The sequence below is a fragment of the Paenibacillus sp. FSL K6-1566 genome, assembly GCF_038050475.1.
Lineage (GTDB): Bacteria > Bacillota > Bacilli > Paenibacillales > Paenibacillaceae > Paenibacillus_AQ > Paenibacillus_AQ lactis.
Genome location: NZ_JBBOSR010000001.1, coordinates 1613622 through 1629526, shown reverse-complemented (window position 1 = coordinate 1629526; position 15905 = coordinate 1613622). Strand labels below are relative to the sequence as shown.

General features: G+C 52.0%; 15 protein-coding genes. 1 reads left to right on the top strand and 14 read right to left on the bottom strand.

Going from position 1 to position 15905, the window contains the following annotated elements; all coding sequences use genetic code 11:
- Position 1 precedes the first annotated feature (1 nt).
- The 14 genes from NST08_RS06850 to NST08_RS06785 form a co-directional block, all read right to left on the bottom strand.
- Positions 2–1603, bottom strand: a complete 1602-nt coding sequence (locus NST08_RS06850) for an extracellular solute-binding protein (protein ID WP_007130885.1) — start codon at positions 1601–1603, stop codon at positions 2–4.
- Positions 1604–1655: 52 nt separating this feature from the next.
- Entirely contained in the window at positions 1656–2513 is an 858-nt protein-coding gene (locus NST08_RS06845) for a carbohydrate ABC transporter permease (protein ID WP_100085248.1), read from the bottom strand.
- Between the two features lie 37 nt (positions 2514–2550).
- Positions 2551–3468 carry an ABC transporter permease gene (locus NST08_RS06840; protein WP_050954053.1) on the bottom strand — a complete coding sequence of 306 codons (918 nt, stop codon included), beginning with the start codon at positions 3466–3468 and terminating at the stop codon, positions 2551–2553.
- Positions 3469–3564: 96 nt separating this feature from the next.
- On the bottom strand, positions 3565–4740 hold the full coding sequence (locus NST08_RS06835) for a Gfo/Idh/MocA family protein (RefSeq protein WP_341341627.1): 1176 nt from the start codon (positions 4738–4740) through the stop codon (positions 3565–3567).
- Positions 4741–4858: 118 nt separating this feature from the next.
- Positions 4859–5887 (bottom strand): LacI family DNA-binding transcriptional regulator, encoded by a 1029-nt coding sequence (locus NST08_RS06830; protein ID WP_306437006.1) that lies wholly within the window; start codon positions 5885–5887, stop codon positions 4859–4861.
- A gap of 326 nt (positions 5888–6213) precedes the next feature.
- Positions 6214–6834, bottom strand: a complete 621-nt coding sequence (locus NST08_RS06825) for a LysE family translocator (protein WP_007130890.1) — start codon at positions 6832–6834, stop codon at positions 6214–6216.
- Between the two features lie 183 nt (positions 6835–7017).
- Positions 7018–7851 (bottom strand): MetQ/NlpA family ABC transporter substrate-binding protein, encoded by an 834-nt coding sequence (locus NST08_RS06820; protein ID WP_007130891.1) that lies wholly within the window; start codon positions 7849–7851, stop codon positions 7018–7020.
- 77 nt (positions 7852–7928) lie between these two features.
- The gene (locus NST08_RS06815) at positions 7929–8633 is read right to left on the bottom strand and encodes a methionine ABC transporter permease (RefSeq protein WP_341341626.1); all 705 of its coding nucleotides are present in this window, start codon (positions 8631–8633) and stop codon (positions 7929–7931) included.
- Entirely contained in the window at positions 8620–9378 is a 759-nt protein-coding gene (locus NST08_RS06810; protein ID WP_198031530.1) for a methionine ABC transporter ATP-binding protein, read from the bottom strand. The genes NST08_RS06815 and NST08_RS06810 overlap by 14 nt, the downstream gene beginning before the upstream one ends.
- Before the next feature lie 170 nt (positions 9379–9548).
- Positions 9549–11519, bottom strand: a complete 1971-nt coding sequence (locus tag NST08_RS06805) for a tetratricopeptide repeat protein (protein WP_028404524.1) — start codon at positions 11517–11519, stop codon at positions 9549–9551.
- Positions 11520–11734: 215 nt separating this feature from the next.
- On the bottom strand, positions 11735–12247 hold the full coding sequence (locus tag NST08_RS06800) for a DUF3995 domain-containing protein (protein WP_341341625.1): 513 nt from the start codon (positions 12245–12247) through the stop codon (positions 11735–11737).
- Positions 12248–12425: 178 nt separating this feature from the next.
- Complete coding sequence (locus NST08_RS06795) at positions 12426–13418, bottom strand: ABC transporter ATP-binding protein (RefSeq protein WP_341341624.1); 993 nt, start codon at positions 13416–13418, stop codon at positions 12426–12428.
- A gap of 17 nt (positions 13419–13435) precedes the next feature.
- Complete coding sequence (locus tag NST08_RS06790) at positions 13436–14236, bottom strand: ABC transporter permease (protein ID WP_341341623.1); 801 nt, start codon at positions 14234–14236, stop codon at positions 13436–13438.
- The gene (locus NST08_RS06785; RefSeq protein WP_341341622.1) at positions 14233–15009 is read right to left on the bottom strand and encodes an ABC transporter permease; all 777 of its coding nucleotides are present in this window, start codon (positions 15007–15009) and stop codon (positions 14233–14235) included. Before NST08_RS06785 ends, NST08_RS06790 begins: the two co-directional genes overlap by 4 nt.
- 230 nt (positions 15010–15239) lie before the next feature.
- Here NST08_RS06785 and NST08_RS06780 point away from each other — a divergent pair, with 230 nt between their 5' ends.
- Positions 15240–15674 carry a hypothetical protein gene (locus NST08_RS06780; RefSeq protein WP_051425070.1) on the top strand — a complete coding sequence of 145 codons (435 nt, stop codon included), beginning with the start codon at positions 15240–15242 and terminating at the stop codon, positions 15672–15674.
- The last annotated feature ends 231 nt before the right edge of the window (positions 15675–15905 follow it).

Sequence of the window (15905 nt, the reverse complement as noted above, 5' to 3'; positions counted from 1 at the left end):
CCTACTCGGCCTTGTACCGATTATATGCGGCTGTATAGATTTCGAGATACTGCGACAATCCCATTCTCTCAATGGTGCTTACATATTTATCCCATTCGCTGAACGGTACATCGCCTACAACAAATTTGGCCGTCATTTCATCAACATACTTATTGATGTCCGTATGAAGCGGCGTGAACTGGGTAAGCTCCTCCTGGGTATACGTAAACTGCGGCCATACCTCCTCCGGCCACTGGCCTTCAACTTTCGCCGCGGCTGCGAGGCTTGGCTCTGTCGCTTCACCGGCCTTGAAGGTTTTGTCCGTCAGCATCGCCGGGTAGAACCCGCCTGCCCATGAGACGAATTTTGACTGCTCCTTCAGCGCTTCCTCGGTATATTCAATCGAACCGTCAGGGTTCTCTACATAACTGACATCCTTCACGCCCATGAAGAACAGCTTGCTGCCCTCCTCGCTGTAGAAGTGGTCAATCCAGCGGACCGTCGCTTCCGGATGCTGATTTTTATCGGTGATGACAAAAGCCCCGACATCGATCAGCGGAGAACGCGCTCTTGAGAAAATCTGGTCGCCGTAAGGTCCCTTAAGCGTCGGAGCCCCTACAAAATGCTCGATCGTTACCCCGCCAATCGCATGCGGACTGTTGGTTTCCGCGGAGCCGACAAGCCCTTCATCCATCAGAGCGTTCACCTGTGGACCTTCGATGGTCATGATATCCTGAACCATGAGGCCTTCCTTGTACAGCTTATTCAAGTATTCCAGCACTTCTTTGTATCTCGGATCGGTAGGGATGAACCGAAGTTTACCGGACTGCGGATCCATATCCACCCGTCCATGAATGTTCCCCCGGTTGCCGAGCCCCCACGCTCCCTTCAGTTCATCGAGCAAGGATCCAATGCCGCTTGCGGCATACGGAATTTCGTCCGCTTTGCCGTTCTTGTTCGGGTCCTGGGTCTTGACCGCCTTCAAGTATTCGTAATATTCGTCCGTCGTTTCGGGCTCCTTCATGCCGAGCGCGTCCAGAAACGCTTGGTTGTACCACAGCTTGGTTCCAATAAGCACCGATTTAAAGTTCGGGTCATAAAACGTCGGGAAGGAATAGATGTTGCCGTCAGGCATCGTCATTCCTTTCTTGACCTCCGGATGCTCCTCCAGGAGCTTCTTGAAATTCGGCGCATACTGGTCGATCAAATCATTAAGCGGAATAAAAATGCCCTGGCCTCCATAATTCATCAAATCATTCGCAGACAGCCGCGCCGTGTGGAAGGCATCCGGATAATCGCCGCCGGAGAGCACCAGATTCCGCTTCTCCGCCAGACTCTCTGCAGGCGTCAATTGAAAATCGACTTCGATGTTCGTCTGCTTGGCATATTCCTTCCATACCGGGAGCGAGTTCCAGTCCGCTGGAGCCGAAGCGGCTTTCCCTGCGAAGAACGTAAGCTTGATAGGCTCCTCCACGATCGGAAACCCTGTAGGATTTACAGCCGTTTGCTCCTTAGGCTCCTCCTCCGCCGCCGGCTTTCCTCCGCTGCCGCAGGCGGTTGCCAGACTTGCGGTCAACACGCCTGTGAGCAGGACTTTAGTGAACCGCTTGAAATGATTCCCCATCTTTTCTCAGACCTCCACTTTTCGAAATATATTGCGAAACAAGAGCCGTTTTCTAACCCTTGAGAGCGCCGATCATCATACCCTTGACAAAATACTTCTGAAGGAACGGGTACAGCAGCAGTACAGGTAAATTGGCCACTATGACGATGGCGTATTTAATCGCCTCGGCCTCCATCAGATGCTTCTGCACCGATAAATCCATGCTTCCGGCCATCTGGTCCACTTGGGATTTGATCAGGATTTCCCTTAAGAACAGCTGCAGCGGGTATTTATCCCGATCATTCAGATAGATGAGTGCGTTGAAGTAGGAATTCCAGTGCCCCACGCTGTAAAACAAAATCATAACCGCGATGATCGGCATGGAGAGCGGGAGCACGATTCTCCACAGCGTCTGCATATTGGAGCAGCCGTCGATCGAGGCCGATTCCTGAATCTCATTCGGAATGGAGGTCTGGAAGAAGGTGCGCATGATGATGATGTTCCACACCGATACCGCGCCCGGAATGATCAGCGCCCACATCGTGTTGATCATCCCGAGGTTTTTTACGAGCAAATACGTTGGGATGAGGCCGCCGCTGAAAAACATCGTGAATACGATGTAAGCCGTGATGACATTCCGACCCGCGAAATCTTTGCGCGATAACGGATAGGCTGCAAATATGGTCATAACCAGATTGATTGCGGTGCCCACCAATGTGTACAGCAGCGTGTTCGCATAGCCGGTCCATATTTCCTTATTCGCAAAAACCAGCTCGTAGCCGATAAAGGACAAATCCTTCGGAAACAGCCACATTTCTCCTCTCGATACGGTGAGCGGGTCGCTGATCGAGGCGCTGACGACAAAAATCAGCGGATACAGGACAAGCAGCAGGATAATGGACAGCAAGATATAAATTACGATGAGTGTCATACGATCCTGGATGGATTCTTTCACCCTGATCCCCTCCTTACCATAGGCTGGTTTCATTGACTTTTTTGGCGATTCGGTTCACAAGCACGAGCAGCACCAGATTAACCAAGGAGTTAAACAAGCCGACCGCGGCGGAGAAGCTGTACTGTGCTCCCAGAATCCCCTGTGTATACACATAGGTGGAGATCACTTCGGAGCTCTCGATATTCAGATCGTTCTGCATCAGATAAATTTTTTCAAAGCCGATGCCCATGATCTGCCCGACATTTAAAATAAGCAGAATGACGACGGTTGGCATAATGCCCGGCAGGTTGATCTTCCATATCCGCTGGAGCCTGCTCGCTCCATCCACTTTGGCCGCTTCGTGCAGCGTCGGGTCGATTCCGGCGAGCGCCGCAAGATAAATGATGGAGCTCCATCCCATGCCCTGCCATACACCCGAAAATACATAAATCGATTTGAACCATTCAGGTTCCGTCATGAATGAGATGCGTTCACCGCCAAAAAAGGCGATAAGGTGGTTAATGATGCCGTTCTGAGGTGAGAGAAAAATGATGATGAGTCCTACCATGACGACCGTTGATAGGAAATGGGGAGCGTATGTAACCGTTTGGACAAAACGCTTGAAATGCCGGTTGCCTACTTCGTTGAGCAGGAGTGCCAGGATAAGCGGAATCGGAAATCCGATGGCCAGCTGATACAAGCTGATCCCGAGCGTATTCAGAATCAATCGGTCGAAATAAAAGCTGTTAAAAAAACGCTCGAAATGATCAAACCCGATCCATTCGCTGGCCCATATCCCCTTGGCCGCTACAAAGTTCTTGAACGCGATTTGTATGCCGTACATCGGCAGGTAATCAAAGATAAAGAAATAAAGAACGACGGGAGTGATGAGCAAATATAATTCCCAATTTTTACGGAATGTTCGGCGAAACGCCCTCCACTTCGCGGGCACGGCTTCTCGGGCCTCCGTTCGCCTGGCAGGTGCTGTATTCACTAAGAATCCCCCTCCTTCGCATCGTTGGAGCGTGTGGTTCTATCGGCATGTCGATCAAGTCCCGGATAGGCTGCTCTTCTGTCCAAGCATCCAGGGCTCCGGCTCCTTTACATAAACTAACTGCCCCCCCTTTCTCATCGATTCCGTTGCGGCTACGCCGACCGCTACGCTCATGCGGCCTGCGATCGGTTCGGCGATGGGCTCCTTATTTTGCAGAATCATATCCAGAAAATCCTCGCAAATGATCGGATCGGCTCCGTTATGCGAACCCTCGGCTTTCTTAATCTCGTAAATCCTATCCGATAGATCACGCCAGGTTTGGGACTTGCGCGTTTTGACGTAAACCCGCTGTGCGATCTCATCATTCTCGATGCGGCCCTCGGTGCCGATAATGGTGTAGTTCCGCTGATAGTCAGGCGTGAAATGACACTGCATATACGAGGCTTTGATCCCCCCGTCCAGCTCCATTAACACCATGCTGTTGTCCTCCACGTCGATTTCTTCGCGAAAAGCGCATTGCACAAGCGGGCCTGAACGGTATTCGGGACAAGTCGCTTTTTCGCCGCATTCCGGGCATGTAAGCTCATTCGGCTTCGTTCCGCCAAAATAATCCACCCCGCCGAAAGCGGCTACTTTCTTCGTATATCGCCCGGTCAGCCAGTGAATCAGGTCGATATCGTGGGAAGCCTTCTGCAGCAGAAGCGAGGTTGTATTCCTTGAGCTGCCGTGCCAGCTGTGATAGTAGTAATCGCTGCCCAAGCCTACGAAATGTCGAACCCATACCGACTTCACCTCCCCGATCTCCCCGCTGTCGACAATCTCCTTCATCGTGCGGTACATATTCATATAGCGCATATTAAAACCGATCATGAAATGTTTTCCTGATTGGGCCCAAGCCGTCAATATCCGGTCACAGCCTTCGACCGTAATGGATAACGGCTTCTCGCAGTACACATGCTTTCCGGCCTGCAGAGCTGCAACCGCGATTTCATCATGGCTGTCATCAGGGGTTGTAATTACGATCGCATCAATATCTTCCCGCTGCAGCAGCTCCTTGTAATCCAGAGTAACCACCGCCTTGGGGTTAATATTTTGTTGAAATTTGGTTAGTCTGAGGGGATCCGTATCCGCACCTGCAACGACGAGGGATCTCCCGTTTGGCCGATGCCAATACTTCGTAAACCCCGATCTCCAACCCAGTCCAATGATTCCTAATCGAATTTGATTCATTTCCTTCTTCCTCCGCCAATTATTTTTGGCCCCAAAATCCTATCCAATTTTCCAATAAGGGTATAGAAAGAGAGGAGGTACCGTACCAGCACCTCGATGATTTATGTGTACACTCTTTCTACTCCCGAAAATAATCCGAAGACTGCCGCAGCATTAACTGATAAGGCACAAACAGCTTGAACGGCAAAGGATTCTTGCCTTCGATTTGATCGATCAGCACCTTGGCGGCCATCATGCCGATTTCCTCCTTGGGAATATGAACGGTGGATAGCGGAGGAGAAGTATACTGCGAGACCTCGATATTATCCAGGCCCACGAAGGCGACATCCTGAGGAACCTGAAGCCCATGCTCAGCCGCCGCCCGCATCGCGGATATCGCCATCATATCGCTCGCAGCGAACATGGCGGTCGGCCGTTCATGGTCCGGGAGGCTTAAGAGCTCGTACATAAGGGTATAGCTGTTATTCACATCCCAGCCTGTGTTCAGGACCAGCCGCGGATCCATATCCAGCCCGGCTTCCTCCATCGCATAACGGTAACCGCGATACCGCTTCTCCCGCTCGAGATCCCCGGTCAGTCCCGCCCCGCCGATAAAGCCGATCCGGCGATGCCCCCGTTCGATCAAATGCTGTACGGCCGATTTCGCCGCAGCCACGCGGTCATAAAGAATCACGGGCACAGTCGAATCGGATATATCGATGCCAACAACCGCAGGAACAGATTGTTTGATAAATTCATACACATTCGGGTCAATTCCCTCGATGATAATCATGCCGTCGAGCTGGGCATCCTGTGCTAGCTTGTTCATCGCCCCTTCACCCTTGATTTCATCCATCGTGAGCACATAAGTGAGCACGCCGTTCAGCTCGGACAGCTTTTTCTCAATCCCCTGCAAAATCGGCGAGAAATAAGGATGATTATACTTGTTTTGCGTAACGGATACGATGCAGCCAATCTGGCGATACCCCGTTGTCTGCGGAGGATGATTCTTCTTTAGAGACGGCCGGGCGGATTCGTTGAGGGCATAGCCAAGCTCTTTGGCCGCCTCGACAATTTTGGTGCGGGTGGCCTGGCTGATGTGCCGGCTCGTATCGTTATTGATGACTCGTGATACGGTGGAGATCGATACTCCAACATGGTTTGCTATATCCTTTAAAGTAGCAATAATGGAACTCTCCTTTCTCTCAATCCGCGATCAAAAAAAGCAATTCAAGACAATATATGTACCCAAAACTATGTACCCAAAACAATGAATTATTTTGGCGCTTTGGCCCAAACACGAACTGCTGCTAACGTCATGATAACAGCCGTTTTCGGTTGGTGTCAAAGAGTTTTTTGTAAATTGATCGTAAATTTTTTGCGTATTATTTGGGGCCAAACTTAATACAGAGATAACAATGAGCTCACATTCAGCTCTCCACCTCCCTAAACGAAAATAAGGACAGGCCTATGCGTACCTATCCTTTAAAATATTTATTGCCCTGTTCTTTGGACCCTAAAGATCATATTCAGTCCGAATCCGATTAAAACAACCCCTGTGGCTTTATCGATCAGGCTCTGAATTCTCGGGGACATGAGCCATTGTCGAATATAACTTAACATAAGAACGATGGCCGTAAACCAAACCATGGAAAGCACGACATAACAGAGTCCCATCATTGCAAACTGCATGCTAGAATTGTAGTCCGGCGATACGAATTGCGGTAGAAACGTCAGGAAAAAAATCGCAACTTTCGGATTCAAGGTGTTGGTTATTAGCCCTTGCATAAACGCCGATTGCTTGGATGCGACAGGTTGAGCATGAGTTTGCGCCTGCTTCCGGCTGACCAAGGATGATACCCCTATGTAAATTAAATAGATGGCACCGACATATTTAATGACCTCGAAAGCGAGCGCAGATTTCATTAAGATCAAGGATAGACCGAGTGCGGCTGCTGTTGTGTGAACCAACACGCCGGATGAAATACCCAGCGCAATTTTTAGCCCCTCTTTCCTGCCGTCCGAGAGCGTCCGTTTCGTGATTAATGCGAAATCGACCCCCGGTGACATGATTAGAAAGATAATCAATACGAGAAACGTCAGGATGTCATTCATGATTGCTCCCCCACAATAGCCAAAAAATTTTGATAAGTAATACTAACGCGTGATTCAGCTTTTTTCAACCCTTAAAATGATCCATCAATCTGAACCTTAAATGACTTCCTAATCGTAAAAAACCGCCCCTCTCGGAGCGGCTTCAAAGAACAAGTAAAAATTCAGCTATACCTATAGCTTAATTTAGAATGCAGGCAGTGCAATCTCGGAATAGTTATCCTCGAAAAACTTCTTCACTTCCGGGCTCGTCATCGCCTTCGCCAGCTTCTGGATCGGCTCGGATTCGACATTGTCTTTGCGCGCAATCAGCGTAATCGTGAACTCGGAATCTTTGCCTTCCGTAATCAACGCATCGTTCTTCGGCGTCAGGCCAAGCGGCTTGGCATAAGCCGGAGTCATCGCAACCATGTCCACATCGTCCAGCGTACGCGCCAGCATGAGCAGATCGACTTCCTTGAACTTGTAGTTTTTCGGATTGTCGATAATATCAGCCTGCGTCGCTTTAATGCCGACGCCTTCCTTCAGCTTAATCAAGCCGTTCTTCTCGAACATGACCAAGGAACGTCCGATGTTGGAAGGATCATTCGGAATCGCAATCGTCGCACCTTCGGGAAGGTCCTCGATCTTGTCGTAACGCTTGGAGTACGCCCCGAACACCGCGTTATAGATCGGCACCACCGGTACGAGCTCCGAGCCGTTATTGGCATTGTATTCTTCCATGTACGGCACGTGCTGGAAGAAGTTCGCATCCACTTCCTTATTCGCCAGCGCATTGTTCGGCTGCACATTGTCGGACAGGATGACGATTTCCAGGTTGATGCCTTCCTCTTTCAGCTTGGGCTTCGCCATTTCGAGCACATCCGTCATCGGCGGGATGAGCGCCGCCACCTTTAGGGTTACCTCCTCGCCAGCTCCGGATTGGCCGCTCCCTTGATCTTCTTTACCATTCTGCTTCTGTCCGCAGCCGGCAAGAAGAAGGATCAGAGCCAGCATCATTAACGCCATTTTTTTATTCATCGTCTTTGTTACCCCCATGTAAAATAATTGATTTGTGTAAAATGTGCTGCATGTGTAGTGCAAATGCCCGCGGACGCTCAGTCTTTCCGTTTGTCGAGCAATCTTGCAGCCAGACTGCCCGCAAATTGAATCGATTGCACCAAGATCACCATAATGATGATGGTAAACACCATGATTTCGGTCTCAAAGCGCTGGTACCCGTAACGGATGGCAAAATCGCCGACCCCGCCGCCGCCGACGATCCCCATGACCGTCGAGTAGGAAATGAAGCTGATGGTCGATGTCGTAAGGCCGAGCGTAAGGCCCGATCTGGCTTCGACATACAGAAACTTGAAGATGATCTGCAGCGTCGACGCACCCATCGAAGAGGCCGCCTCCAGCACTTCCTTGGGCACCTCCAGCAGCGACTGCTCAACCAGTCTCGAGTAGGATGCGATGGCGACAACCGACAGTGGAACGGCAGCCGCCAGCGTACCGATGGATGTCCCGACAATAAGGCGGGTGAGCGGGATCATGATGACCACCAGCAGCAGGAAGGGGAAGGAACGGATGATATTGACCAAGCCGTTCATGACGGAGAACAACGGGCGGTTTTCGTACAGCTGCCCCTTCCGGCATAGAAATAACACTGTTCCGACCGGAAGACCCAGAAATACGGCCGCAGCAATCGAAATGCCGACCATGACGAAGGTTTCGCCGATGGCGCGCCATATTTCCGTGTCATACTGCTGCACATATGTGAAGTAATCGTTCAAATATTGAATAATGCTAGGCGCGTCCATGGTCCGGTTCCTCCGCTTCCCTTGATGCTTCTGCCGCCAGCCCGGTTTGAGAGAGCCCGGACGATGATTTTACGTCGTAGGTTCTCGTTAACCGCCCCTTCTCCATGACGGACACCCGATCGCAAATCGCGTGCACCGCATCCATCTCATGAGACACGATGACGATGGTAACGCCAAGCTCCCGGTTAATTTTCCGCAGCACATCCAGGATGCCGGATGTCGTCTTCGGGTCAAGCGATGAGGTCGGCTCATCACAGAGCAGAACGGAAGGGGAATTCGCCAGCGCTCGCGCAATGGCGACACGCTGCTTCTGCCCCCCGCTGAGCTGCGCCGGATACTGCCTCATCTTGTCCTCCAGCCCGACGTATCTCATCACTTCAAGTACGCGCTGCTCCCTGATTGCCCTCGGAGTCTTTGCCAGCTCGAGCGGCAAAGCTACATTTCCATAAGCCGTCCGGTTGCCGACCAGCTGAAAATGCTGAAAGATCATGCCGATCGACCTTCTCGCTTCCCTGAGAGCCCGGCTTCCGAGCGCGGTAAGCTCGAGGCCGTTCACCTGCACGCTGCCCGAATCGGGGCTCTCCAGCACATTCATCAAACGCAGCAGCGTCGACTTTCCGGCTCCGCTTGGACCGATGATTCCATGAATCGTTCCCTCAGCGATGTCGAGGGATACATTGGTTATCACTTGATAATGTTCATTACCATCAACAAAGCTCTTATTCACCTTCTGCAGCGAGATCAGAATACATCCCCCCCTTGCCTGTCTTGCTCCCTCACATGAAGAAAGCCCGCGCGGCTGGATCAGCCTGCGAGCAACGAGCTGCAACAATAACATTAGAATCATACCATAAGTTCGGATAAAGTGTGAGCCATCTTGCGGTGCTTTTAGGCCAAGCATTTTTTACCTGGAAACTAAGACAAGTACAGCTGGTGACCGTACATCCCCGTCAATCGTTCAACCGCCCGCTCCAAGACATCCTCCTCGAAGCCCTCCAAACCTTGGATCGCCTGGATCTTGTCTCCCGGAGACATCTCCTTATCCAGGTGAAGGCTCCAATTGACGATGGCGTTAACAGCCTCCTCCGTCTCAAATTGGCCGTAATAAATATGCGCTTTATACAGATAGCTGTCCGCATGATTCGGGACGGCTTCGAGCACCTGATCAAATGCATACAAGGCGGCATCCTCGTCATGGTCCTTGTAGTGAATCTGACCCAGCCGGAAATAAGCGCCCGGATGCCCCGGCACAAGCTCCAGAAATTTCATCGTATCTTCCTTGGCGCGGCTGTAATCCAGCATGGAATAATAGATTCCGCTTCTCAGACTATACAGATTGCCGTACTCCGGATCGAGCTCCAGACCCTGCGAGCAATCGGCAAGCCCCCGCTCCAGCTGGCCGGTCTCCACGAAGCAGATTGCCCGGAATTCATAGAATCGCGGATTGCCCGGAACCGCCTGTATCGCGTTGGAATAAGCATCGATCGCAAGATCCCACAAGCCCATCTCCTTGTAGATATGCCCGCTGGCCGCCAGATAGGTCGGATGGGTGGAAAAGTCCTCGTCCAGCTTGACCGCCTCCTGCAGCTCCAGCAGCGCTTCCTCATTGCGCCCCTGCAGGTACAACGCATAACTGAGCTTGTTTCTGATCTCGGAGGCATCCTGAATGTCGATCGCGCTCTTCAGCGCCTTCTCGGCAGCCGGCAAATCATGCATCTCCATATGAATATCGGCGCGCTGTACGAAATTCGGCGCATCGTCCGGCTCCAGCCGGAGCAGCTTATCGTTCAGCTTCAGCGCCTCCTCGTTGCGTCCGAGCCGGTAATAGCTGTCCGCCATCCAGTAGCAGACGAGCGGCGACTCGGGCATTCTGGCATACAGCTTCGAGATCAGCTCGAAGGCCGGCTCCTCCAGCCCGTCCTCGCGATAGAGCCGCGCCAGCTCGAAGTAGCCGCGGTAATCATCGGGAGCCGCTTCGATCGCACGCTCCAGATCAGCCTTGGCGGATTGCATGCTGCCGGATTTTTTGTGGATATCCGCCCGCTTCAAGTACAGCTCATAGGCTTCCGGGTAACGCTCGATCGCTTCCGATATATACGCCAGCGCCTGATCGAAGGCCCCAAGCTGCAGGTGCAGATCCGCCATATGTTTCCGGAACGAATACGCTTCCCGCATCTGCCGCTGAAACGACAGAAACGCGCCGTAGCTGTAATTCGTGCTGGAAGCAAACAGGGCATAACCCTGGTCGGCTTCCGCTTCATACCGGTCTGCTAGCTGGATCCCTTCCTGCAGGACGCTCACCGCTTCCTTCAGTTCATCCATCAGGTCCAGGCAAACCGACAGCATGTAATAATACATCGGAATGGCTCGGGAAGGCTCCTTGATGCTGACACGGAAGCAGTTCGCGGCCTCCGCCGGATTCCGGCTCTCATAATACGTCATCCCAAGCTCATAATACGTGGAAATGACCGTGCTCGGATCTTCCCGCTTGATCGATTCCTTAAGATCGCGGATGGCCTCCTCGTACCGGTTAAGGTCTTTATAGGCGATCCCGCGGGTATACCAATTCATATAGTTGTCCGCATTTAATGCAATCGCCTGGTCCAGGTCCGCGATAGCCTCCAGCTCCCGGTCCATCTCACGCAAAATATGAGCCCGCCGTTCATAAGCACGATGGCTGCCGGTGGTCTCGATCACGCGGCCCAAATAGTCGACAGCCTCATCCGAATAGCCACCGTTATGCAGCAGCTCGGCGTAGAGGAGCTTATCATTAAAGCTCGTAATCCCTCCCTCGCCTTTTCTCATATACTTCAATGCCTGTTCAAAATCCTGTTTCTTGCGATAATAGTTTCCGATGCGCAGCCAGATCCGCTTCATTAACTTCATGCCGGTTCACCCTCTATATATGTAAATACAAGTTCAAATCTCTGATCTTACTCCTACTGTATGACGGTTTGCAATAAAATGCAAAGAGGACCCCGGAGGTCCCCCGATATGATATCTATTATATTGTACAATGTTTCCGGAAATGTCCACTCTTTCATCCATTAGAATTTTGCAACCTTCGATTCCGGTCGTATCCGGCCGGTCGACGGGATCCCTCAGCCGGTGACCCGCAACGGCTCGGTCTTCTCCTTGCGGATCTTTGCGGTATACAATGCAGCCGTCCCCAGCGATATTCCCCATACGAGAAAGAGTCCATACCAGAAGTAGCCCCACACCGCCATCGGGCTTGCATCCTGGACCGCAAAGGCGGGAGCCGATTGCACGCGGCCAATCGCAAGCTGAAATTTCAGGACAAAGTATGAGAATCCCCATAACGTTAGACCTGCTGAACCGATCCAGGCCGGGATGAGAAGCAGCAGCTTCGGCAGCCTCTCTCCCCATGGCATGGCAAAGGCAAGCGCGAACAAAGCGCCAAAAACCGCTAAAACTCCCATTCCCCAATATCCGATCAAGACGCTCCAAAATTCACCCGGCGCCCCCTCGAAGTCGCCTGGGAAAGCCAGCCCAATCCCTAATCCCCACCAAAAATGGGGGAGTGCATACATGAGCGCAGCCATACCGGCGATGTACCCGGCCATTCTCGCTCGTGAACGATTCTTCTCCATCATCTCTATCACCTCTATTAGTTGTTTAACAGGCGTAGGTGATCGGCGGTATAATCATACTCTCCATCCCGGCAATCGTAGTCCAGCCTTTTGTTCAACTAACAGTCTACATGCCGTTATGAAAAGTAAAGCGACCTCAAGTTTAAGATTGGGTTAAAATGAAAAGCGATATGAAAAACAGCTAGTAAACCTTGTGAATGACATCCTCGAAATCCGGATCCTGCATCTCGATGTCATCCAGCTCCCCCCATTTCCCCAGCTCCTTGACAATTTCCAGCGTATTCATTTCGCGCCGGTTCGCCTCGATCGTTACGCTCTGGTCCAGAACGCGGGTCACTCGGATTCGGGCCTGGGCCGAGCTATCGCCAGTCGCCATAAATGACTCCGGGATTTGGAACGGTCCCCGGAAGGTGACCGTAATGAGGGTAGGCAATCCGATGGAATCCCGAAGCGAGCGAACCGTTCCGTCATAAGACAGCTTTCCTTCGTTAATCACCATCACCCGGCTGCACAGCTGCTCGATATCATCCATGTCATGGGTCGTAAGCAGAATCGTCTTCCCGAATTTCTCGTTGATCAGCTTCAGAAAATGGCGAATATTGCGCTTGGCATTAACGTCGAGGCCGATGGTCGGTTCGTCTAGGAAAAGCACATCCGGATCGTGCAGCATGGCAGCGGCCAGATCGGCGCGCATGCGCTGTCCGAGCGACAGCTTGCGCACAGGCGTTTCCCAGAACGCCTGCAGATCGAGCAGCTCCGTAAACTGTTCGAGTCTCCGCACTTTGTCCGCCTCATCGACGGCATACATTTTGGCCAAGATATCAAATGAATCCCGAACCGGCAGATCCCACCACAGCTGACTCCGCTGGCCGAACACGACGCCCAGGCGCTTGACGACGGCTCGCCGCTCCCGGTGCGGATTCATCCCCCCGATGACCACCTCTCCGGAAGTGGGGTGCAGAATGCCGGTCAGCATCTTGATGGTCGTTGATTTACCGGCTCCGTTCGGTCCGATGTATCCGACGAACTCACCCCGGTCCACCTTGAAGCTAATCCCCCGAACCGCCTCCTTGGTCCGGTATTCCCTCGAGAACAGGGTCCGGATTCCGGAGAAGCGTCCTTCCTTGACAACGGGGGTTTTGAACGACTTGCGAATTTCTTGAACTTCGATCATGGCGTTTGCCTCCTTCCTTAACTGCCCGTGCTTTGGTATTTGGTCAAACCGAACTGCCAGAATTTCAAGCTGAGCGCGAGACAGAGCAGCGCGGCTCCCGCCAAAGCCGGCAGCACCCACCATCCCAGCTCGCCGCGAAGTATGTATAGGGACGGGACATAATTAACGAGTCCGACCGGAACGAGGATCAGAAGAATGGACGACATCCATTTCGGGTACAGCGTCAGCGGGTATTGGGCTGCGGTCCTTGCGGCGTCCTCCGTCAGATTCTGCAGCTCCGTGATTCGGGTCGTCCAGAAGCCGAAGGTCGCGGTAGCAAGTCCGATCGAGAACAGGATGACAGCCCCGGTCAGGATGATGTATAACGTCTGCGGTACAGCGCTCCATCCCACCTGCCCGCTCCCCATCATGCCGCCCAGCGACCACCAGAGCAGAAAGCCTCCTTGCAGCACTTCACCAAGCATGATGCGGAATTTCTGCGGCATCAGCGCAAGCAGCACCGGCATCGGCCGCGTGAGCAGCTGGTCCAGCTCGCCGTTCACCAAATACTTTTCCAGATGGTGGACCTCGTCAGCGAACGTCCGGTACAGCGTCTTCGATAAGGTCATCACTGCGAACAGATAGCCGATTTCGTGCATCGACCACCCCTGAATGGCGCCGAATTTATAGAGCACGATCGCGACCATCAGAAATTCGGAGATCTGAATCAATGCGGCCAGGATGGAAGCCAGCACAAAATTGAATTTGTATTGCATGCGGCTTTTGATGCTTGTACGTATCAGCAGCGCATACAGCGACAACCAGGATTTTGCGGTCATCCTCCCTGCACCTCCACCTTGCGCCTCAAGAAGCCGGTCGCCAGCAAGCAAGCCAGCGTAAGCAGCACGCACCAAAATAACGTTCCCCACAAATTAGAGACGTTGCCAAAACCTAAATACAGTCGAGTCGGAACATACAGCAGATAAGGGTACGGAGACCACCAAGCTGCCGTTTGCAGCCAGCCAGGCAGCCATTCGATAGGAATAAAGAAGCCTGCGAGGAGGTTGATCATCGCATGGTTGCCCCAATACAACCAAGAGGATTCCGTCGTCCACAACGCGGATGCGCCGATGAGATAATTGATGCAGATCGATAAATAAGCTGCACCAGCCAGCGCAAGGGCTACAAATAGAAGATCCGATGCTTTTCCGGGAAGTTCCAAGGAAAATGTGAAATAGTACACCACGTAGATCGGAATCGATTTGTAAATGAATTGATAAGCGATTTGGCCCCATTCCTTGGCCATCAGGTGGCTGAACAAATGGACGGGACGCATCAAATCCAGGGAAATATGGCCGGTTCTGACGGCTTGGGGAATGCCGAGGCCATTGGTGATGAAGCTGGAGATCCAGAGTGCGGCTTGGGTAAAGGCGATATAGCCGACCATCCCTTGCGTTCCGTACTCTCCAAGCGCATGATCCGCACCGAGACCGATCCAGATGCACGCGTACATGAAGCCGAACATCGCGCTTGCGATATTGTGCACCATGTGGGCCCCGCGGTATTGCAAATTGCGGGCATAGGCTTTGGAAGCCAAAGTGAAATAAAGCATGCAGCACCTCCGATAAGCATATTAGACGGCGGACCCGTCCACTTCAGACAAGGCGAAAATGAGAGAAGGACACCATCATACCAGATCATTCCATAGATGGCAACCGTTAATTTGGGTTAGAAGCGTAAAGGATGCAAGCGCTGCAGAGAAAGTGGATTTAGCCCTACATATCTTGGAACAAGTTGGGAGAGGGTGCGTAAATAAATAAGTAAGCGAAGGGGGCTAATCATATGTTTTTGATGCTGCTCGGTATCATGCAAATCGCATTCGGATGGTATGCGTTCCGCAATCCGGATTCCGATTGGATGAGGATGCTCGCACGCATTCCGGAAGATGTGGAACAAGACGACAGCGATTTATTTAAATCGCAAATCTACAGTGTAATCACTGCCTTTATCGGCGTGATTTTTATCCTAATCGGGCTGTCCTATTATTTTGATGAATTCCCTATTCAGACATTTATAACTTCACTTTTGCTGGGCGGCGCTGGAATTGCAATTGGTGTAGTTGCGCTGCTTCGCCCCGAATCCCGATGGTTCAAACGACGCGGGGAAGATGGCGAAGATATCGAACCCAGAATCTGGCTCATGAAGCTTGCCGGCATCACCATGATCGGAATCAGTATCCTTACCATGCTCCTAAGCGCACAGCATCTCTTTTCTTAACGGCTTCTGCGGCTTTAAGCAGGTCCTATGGCAGCTTCCGGCTGCCGACTCCCTCTATGAATCTTCCATTTCACAAACAACGTAAACACGACAAAAAAGCCCCCGTCCCTCTTACCGGGTTGCAGCCGAACAAGAGATAAGGGGCTCTATCGTTTTGTGCTGCCGCTTCAAATCTTGCGGCTTGCGCAGCAGCCGGGAAATCATCCACATCCGCTCTAGGCCTAATCATCT

Coding starts and splice junctions, on each gene's coding strand:
- NST08_RS06795 (WP_341341624.1), bottom strand. CDS start 13,418: ATGATCGAAGTTCAAGAAATTCGCAAGTCGTTCAAAACCCCCGTTGTC.
- NST08_RS06825 (WP_007130890.1), bottom strand. CDS start 6,834: ATGAATGACATCCTGACGTTTCTCGTATTGATTATCTTTCTAATCATG.
- NST08_RS06805 (WP_028404524.1), bottom strand. CDS start 11,519: ATGAAGTTAATGAAGCGGATCTGGCTGCGCATCGGAAACTATTATCGC.
- NST08_RS06815 (WP_341341626.1), bottom strand. CDS start 8,633: ATGGACGCGCCTAGCATTATTCAATATTTGAACGATTACTTCACATAT.
- NST08_RS06785 (WP_341341622.1), bottom strand. CDS start 15,009: ATGCTTTATTTCACTTTGGCTTCCAAAGCCTATGCCCGCAATTTGCAA.
- NST08_RS06780 (WP_051425070.1), top strand. CDS start 15,240: ATGTTTTTGATGCTGCTCGGTATCATGCAAATCGCATTCGGATGGTAT.
- NST08_RS06845 (WP_100085248.1), bottom strand. CDS start 2,513: ATGACACTCATCGTAATTTATATCTTGCTGTCCATTATCCTGCTGCTT.
- NST08_RS06835 (WP_341341627.1), bottom strand. CDS start 4,740: ATGAATCAAATTCGATTAGGAATCATTGGACTGGGTTGGAGATCGGGG.
- NST08_RS06790 (WP_341341623.1), bottom strand. CDS start 14,236: ATGACCGCAAAATCCTGGTTGTCGCTGTATGCGCTGCTGATACGTACA.
- NST08_RS06800 (WP_341341625.1), bottom strand. CDS start 12,247: ATGATGGAGAAGAATCGTTCACGAGCGAGAATGGCCGGGTACATCGCC.
- NST08_RS06850 (WP_007130885.1), bottom strand. CDS start 1,603: ATGGGGAATCATTTCAAGCGGTTCACTAAAGTCCTGCTCACAGGCGTG.
- NST08_RS06820 (WP_007130891.1), bottom strand. CDS start 7,851: ATGAATAAAAAAATGGCGTTAATGATGCTGGCTCTGATCCTTCTTCTT.